This is a genomic window from Solibacillus sp. FSL W7-1324 (genome assembly GCF_038008025.1).
Classification (GTDB): Bacteria; Bacillota; Bacilli; order Bacillales_A; family Planococcaceae; genus Solibacillus.
Window position 1 is genome coordinate 211,252 of sequence record NZ_JBBOYH010000001.1, and the last position, 6,249, is coordinate 217,500.

Sequence of the window (6,249 nt, forward strand, 5' to 3'; positions counted from 1 at the left end):
ATACTAAGCAAGTAATTTTGAAACTTCCTTGACCTCAATCCGTAGAAATTATTAGGAGGTGTAAGATGAAGAACAGAATTGAAGCATTGGATGCATTAAGAGGATTTTCTTTACTGGGTATCTTGATTGCTAATATGCTGTATTTCCAATATGGAGATATAACGATAAATACAATTGAGCCTACAACATGGTGGGATAATGCGGCATTTTATTTCACAAAAATATTTATAGAGGCATCGTTTTATCCGATTTTTGGATTTTTATTTGGATACGGAATTATTTTATTTGTGCGTGCGTTGGAAAATCGAGACTTGAAGACGCTCGGTCCTTTATGGCGCAGGGTGATAGGGTTAATAATTTTAGGAAGCTTACATATTACATTTGTATGGGACGGCGATATTCTATTGACATATGGTGCAGGTCTTATCATTATCATATCGTTCATTAAGCGTAAGGTGAAAACTTTGCTTATTTGGGCGTCTGTATTAGCAGTGCTGATGATCCCGCTTTTAATATTGAAAACGGATGTGTTGTTGCTTGCTGGATTAGAAGAATCAACGGCCGTTTTAGCGAATGGAACCTATTGGGAAGTTGTGCAACAACGGATCGGTTTAACAGAAGAGGTTCCATTAATCTTCTTCTTAATCGGATTACCAATTGCACTTGGTTTTATTGTGTTGTTGGCCTTTTTCACAATTGGTCCTTTTGTGTTGTTGGGGATGGCAGCAGCGAAGAAGGATTTCTTTACACATATTAGGTTAAGAACAAAGCTTTTAAAACGTTTAGCGTTGCTTGTTCCACTAGGCTTGGTGTGTAAGTCATTCTTATATTGGAATCATTTTGCAGGAAAATTGATTTATGGTACGGGAACATATTTACTGGCGATTGGCTATATTGCTTTATTTACACTAATTTATTTAGCGAAGCATGAAACGAAGCTTGCACAAGCATTTGTCAGTATGGGACGTTTATCACTAACCAATTATTTAATGCAATCTATTATATTTACATCAATTTTCTACGGATATGGATTTGGCCTCTTTGGAAAGCTAGGTGTAGCGGTTGGATTACTGTTGGCAATCGTAGTGTACATCTTGCAGCTTTATATTTCAGGAATTTATACAAAACGCTTTTCAATTGGACCGGTCGAATGGTTACTGCGTAAATTTGTTTATTTGAGGTATGGTCGTAGTTAATAGAAGCAGGAGCACGCCAGGCCCACAAGAAGAACTTTTTTTCTTTTAGCCCGCAACCTCTCTAAAAAGTACAAAAACATCCACTTTTCTCCCCCCAGAGGAAAATGGATGTTTTTCAATTTGCCCTGGCGACTTTTTCAACTCACTAATCACTGCTTTTCCAATACCTTTCGTTCAATCAGTTCAACGCCTTTATACATAATCGTTGCCAATACAATAATGATGAGAAGCGCCAAGAATACTAACGTAAAGTTAAATACTTGGAACCCGGAAATAATCAGATAACCGAGGCCGCTTGATGATACTAAAAATTCCCCGACAATAACCCCAACCCATGATAAGCCGACGTTTACCTTTAAAGTAGAAATAATCGTCGGGGTAGAGGCAGGAAGAATAACATGCCGAAATGTTTCATATTTGGATGCCCTGAAAAGCTGCATGACTTTAATATAGTTTTCGTTTACTTGCTGAAATGCGGAAAAAATAACGATGGTCGAAATAATAACCGAAATGAGCACACCCATTACGAGAACTGCGAGCATATTCGGTCCGAAAACCACGAGAATCATCGGTCCAATTGCGACTTTAGGCATTGCATTCAATACGACAAGATAGGGGTCCATCACATTGGCAAATGTTTTGGAGGACCATAGCGAGATTGCAAGCAATGTTCCAAAAAGGGTTCCTAATATAAAGCCGACAACGGTTTCAAACATCGTAATCGCAATATGAGGAAATAAACTGCCATCCGTTATTTTTGTAATAAACAGGCTTCCCACTGCGCGTGGGCTGCTGAAAATCAGCGGGTCCAATATACGGAAATGGGTCGTAATTTCCCAAAATAGAAGAAGACCGACAAGGAGCATTAGTTGGAAAGAGAAAATTTTTCGTTTTTCACGTCGCCGCTTTTCGTTATATTGCTGCTGCAACTGTTCAATATTCATCCGAATCAAGCTCCTTCCATATTTCCTGGAATAGTACTTGGAAAGCAGGGGCATTTCTTGCTTCGAATGGTGTCAGTTCGCGAATTTCCTGTGGGATGATAAAGCTTTTTACAATCGATCCCGGACGAGGGCTAAAGATAAATACCTTATCACTCATCGCAATGGCTTCGCTAATATCATGCGTCACCAAAATGGTCGTCGTTGAAAATTGCTTCAATGTATTCGATACAAAGTTTTCAAGTGACAATTTGGAACGAAAATCGAGCGCAGAAAACGGTTCATCAAGTAAAAGTAATGTTGGTTTTACGGCAAGTGTTCGGGCAAGGGCGATACGTTGGCGCATCCCCCCGGAAAGCTGCGTTGGGTAAAGTTTTTTCGTATGGGCCAATTCAAATTGTTCGAGCAGTTCGTCAATGATTTCACGGTTTTTCCTTTTTTGCAGTGTCAGACCGAGTGCGACATTATCCTCAATTGTTTTCCATGGGAACAAGAAATCCTGTTGAAGCATATAGCCGATTTCAACATCGGGCTCAGCAAAATTAATCGAACCGGTCGTCGGTTTCAATAAGCCTGCCAGCAAAGAAAGCAATGTGGATTTCCCGCAGCCGCTCGGGCCTAAAAAGGAAACGAATTCTCCTGAAGCAACTGTGAAATTCACATCTTCAAGAGCTGTTGCCACTTGCTGTTCTTTGAAGAAATGATGGGTAACATGTTTTACTTCCAAATAAGTCATTTACTTCACAACCGCATCGGCAAATGACCGGTTTACTAAATCTTTGTAAGCTGGCTCAAACTCCAGTACGCCTGCTTCGGTCATTACATCAAGTAGATTTTGGAATTCGTCTTCATCGATAATCGGATCTTTTGCATAAGATTCCTGATCACGGTAACGCGTCACAACCTGCTCAATAATTTTTTGGTCTGTATCTTCAAAGTAAGGGGCAATCGCTTTTGCCACGTCAGCACTCGATGCTTCGTACACCCACTTTTGTGCTTTATAAAGGGCTTTCGTAAAGCTATCCATCATTTCTTTTTCCGAGAATGTACTTTCTTTCGCCATAAATACCGTATATGGAATGGCGCCAAGCTCTTCGCCGAATGAAGCGACGATTTTTCCGATGCCTTGCTGTTCAAAAATGCTTGCAGTCGGTTCGAAAAGTTGTACATAGTCACCTGTACCTGAAGCAAAGGCGTTTGCAATATTGGCAAAATCGATATTTTGAATCAATGTTAAATCGTTGTGCGGGTCAATCCCTTGTTTTTTCAGTACAAATTCACCGGCCATTTGCGGCATCCCACCAACACGCTGACCTAAAAACGTGCTGCCTTTTAAACCGTCCCAGCTGAAGTCGACATTCTGATCACGCGCCACTAAAAATGTTCCGTCTGTTTGCGTTAGCTGTGCAAAGTTAATGACTTTATCATTCGGATTTTGCCCTGATACATAAACCGAAGTTTCAGCTCCAATTAAGGCAATATCAATGCCGTCCGATAAAAGCGCGGTCATTGTTTTGTCACCGCCGGGAATCGTTGACAGTTCAATCGATAATCCTTCTTCTTCAAAAAAACCTTCTTCAATCGCTGCATAAAGAGGAGCATAGAAAATAGAACGCGTTACTTCTCCTACTTTTACTTCCTGTAAATCCTTCTGTCCACAGCCGACCAACAACAGTAAAAGCCCAACGAAAAGGGCAGTTCTAAGCCATTTCATTTGGTCATCCTTTTCTCTAATAGTGTTGTTGTATCGTATGCAGTTAAGCGGTGAGAGGTGTTACTTCGACATTTCCGTTTCACCATGTGAGGCGGTCATGGTACGATAAAGATAATTATTTAGTAAGGTGGAGAAGGATATGGATTTAAATCATCTGAAAGGACAGCTTGCAAAACCGCAGCCTCTGTTTTTAGGGGAAGACACTGCTTTTCGGTCGGCCGTGCTTATTCCGCTTGTAAAAAAACAGGGTGAGTGGCATATTTTGTTTGAGGTGCGTGCGTTAACAATGCGCAAACAGCCTGGCGATATTAGTTTTCCGGGCGGGAAGATTGATGAGACAGATGAATCGCCGCTCGCTGCAGCACTTCGGGAAACACATGAAGAGCTCGGAATCGATCAACAGTCAATTGAATTAATAGGCCATCTCAGTCCGTTTGTTATATCACCGGCTTTTGTTGTTTATCCATTTATCGGGATCATCGAGCAGTCGGAACTGAACACATTTAATAAGGATGAAGTCGAGGAACTGTTTACTGTTCCGTTAAACTGGTTGCTTACACATGAACCGTATGTACATTATGTCCCGGTTGAACCGAAGCCACCGATTGATTTTCCGTATGATAAAATTGCAAATGGCGAAAATTACGAGTGGCGTGCAAGCCGAATGGAAGAATGGTTTTATGAATATGGAAAGTACACAATCTGGGGTTTAACTGCACGATTATTAAAGCACTTTATTGAAAAGTTAAAATAAGATTAGGCGCCTTCTCATTACCGGGGAGACGCCTTTTACTATGCTTTCTATTAATGACGAATAAATTTAATGAAGAGGGAAAATATGCAAATGCTATGGTAAAATCAGTGTATTGTCCTAAGAGAGACGCGAAGAAACAAAGAATTGTATATAGCTTAAACAAAGCAGTACAGAGAACAGGGAATCTTATCAATCAGAGAATCAGGAGGCATTTATGAAAGGGAAAAAGATGCTTTATATAGGAGTAGTTGTAGTGATTGTGATAGCTTCAGCTTTAGATATCGCATTTAAAGGTTTAGGATATCAACTGCTGCAAAAAATATTTTCATAAGTCCGTAATCACCCGCCGCATATTAAATGTAGCGGGTTTTTTTAATGAAAAAAGCAAACCTTTATAAGAAAAGGTTCGCTTATAAAACTACAGATTATAAAGCTTTGTATATTTATTCTGTAAGTAGTCGGCCAAGTATTTTGCGGAAAGCGGTTCACCGGTACCTTCCATAATTAACTCATTCGGCTTTTTCAATGCACCGAACTGATGGACTTTATTCGTTAGCCAATCTTTAATAGGAGCTAATTCTCCGCGTTCGCAAAGCTCATCGAAGTTTGGAATGTCCTGATCCATTGCATGTTTCCATTGCGCCGCATACATGAAGCCTAGCGCGTAGCTTGGGAAGTAGCCAAAGCTGCCGTCACTCCAGTGCATATCTTGCAGTACACCTTCTGCATCATTTTGTGGACGTATCCCTAAATATTCTTCGTATTTTTCATTCCAAACGCGCGGTAAGTCTTCCGCCTGTAAGTCCCCATTGAAAATCTCTCGCTCAATTTCATAGCGAATCATAATATGAAGCGGGTAAGTAAGCTCGTCTGCCTCAATCCGTATTAACGAAGGCTCTGAGAAATTGATCGCTTTTAAAAATTCATCAGCCGGTACGTCCCCAAATTGTTCCGGAGAATGCTTTTGTAAAATAGCGTAATGATGTTTCCAGAAGCTTTCGTTCCGTCCGATAATATTTTCATAAAACAGTGATTGAGATTCATGAATTCCCATTGAAGCACCTGTAGATAATGGCAGGCCGTTTAATGAAGCATCAATATTTTGTTCATATAAAGCATGTCCGCATTCATGAATTGTGCCAAAAACAGCAGAACGGAAATCATTTTCATCATACTTTGTCGTAATCCGAATATCTCCGCTGTTTAAACCGATCATGAACGGATGGACCGTTTCATCTAAACGGCCAGCTTCAAAGTCGTAGCCAAGCTGTTTCAATAATTCCAGTGAGGCAGCATGTTGTCCGCTTTTCGGGAAGTGTTTAAATAATAGAGAAGTATCCGGTTTGTTTTTTGATTCACCAATAGCCTTTACTAAAGGAACGATTGTTGCCTTCAGCTCACCGAATAACTCGTCAAGCGTATCCGTCGTCATATTCGGTTCATATTTATCCAATAATGTATTATAGGCAGAACCATTTTTAATACCCCAGTACTGAACAAACCGCTTCTGATAATCGATTACTTCTTTTAAGTACGGCAGGAAAATCTGAAAATCCGACTTTTCTTTTGCCTCTTCCCAAGCTGCTTCCGATTTTGCTTTTAAAATCGTATAAGCTTTAAATTCTTCAGCTGGTATCTTTTTAG

Annotated in this window: 6 protein-coding genes (1 of these 6 only partly in view); 2 read left to right on the forward strand and 4 right to left on the reverse strand. The window is 40.2% G+C overall.

All coding sequences use genetic code 11. The annotated features are described in order from the left end of the window. The first annotated feature begins 65 nt into the window (after positions 1-65). Positions 66-1,196, forward strand: coding sequence for a DUF418 domain-containing protein (locus tag MKY71_RS01035; RefSeq protein ID WP_340731283.1), 1,131 nt, complete (start codon positions 66-68; stop codon positions 1,194-1,196). A gap of 149 nt (positions 1,197-1,345) precedes the next feature. Here the strand turns inward: MKY71_RS01035 and MKY71_RS01040 are convergent, their stop codons facing one another. Genes MKY71_RS01040 through MKY71_RS01050 form a run of 3 tightly spaced genes read right to left on the reverse strand, consistent with a single transcriptional unit; the run spans position 1,346 to position 3,851 of the window. Continuing rightward, on the reverse strand, positions 1,346-2,140 hold the full coding sequence (locus tag MKY71_RS01040) for an ABC transporter permease (RefSeq protein ID WP_008407537.1): 795 nt from the start codon (positions 2,138-2,140) through the stop codon (positions 1,346-1,348). Further along, a complete protein-coding gene (locus tag MKY71_RS01045) occupies positions 2,130-2,873 on the reverse strand; it encodes an ABC transporter ATP-binding protein (RefSeq protein WP_340731284.1) in 744 nt (247 codons plus the stop codon). The genes MKY71_RS01040 and MKY71_RS01045 overlap by 11 nt, the downstream gene beginning before the upstream one ends. Next, positions 2,874-3,851, reverse strand: coding sequence for an ABC transporter substrate-binding protein (locus MKY71_RS01050; protein WP_340731285.1), 978 nt, complete (start codon positions 3,849-3,851; stop codon positions 2,874-2,876). It abuts the gene before it with no gap. Positions 3,852-3,990: 139 nt separating this feature from the next. On the opposite strand from MKY71_RS01050, the gene MKY71_RS01055 reads away from it, so the two are divergent. Beyond that, positions 3,991-4,605: an NUDIX hydrolase gene (locus MKY71_RS01055; protein WP_340731287.1), complete on the forward strand. Its 615-nt coding sequence runs from the start codon at positions 3,991-3,993 to the stop codon at positions 4,603-4,605. A gap of 418 nt (positions 4,606-5,023) precedes the next feature. On the opposite strand, the gene MKY71_RS01060 is transcribed toward MKY71_RS01055, so the two are convergent. Then, positions 5,024-6,249, reverse strand: the 3' portion of a protein-coding gene (locus MKY71_RS01060; RefSeq protein ID WP_340731288.1) for a carboxypeptidase M32. The gene runs 262 nt beyond the window's last position; only the last 1,226 of its 1,488 coding nucleotides appear in the window; the start codon falls outside the window, past its right edge — the gene reads right to left on this strand; the stop codon is at positions 5,024-5,026.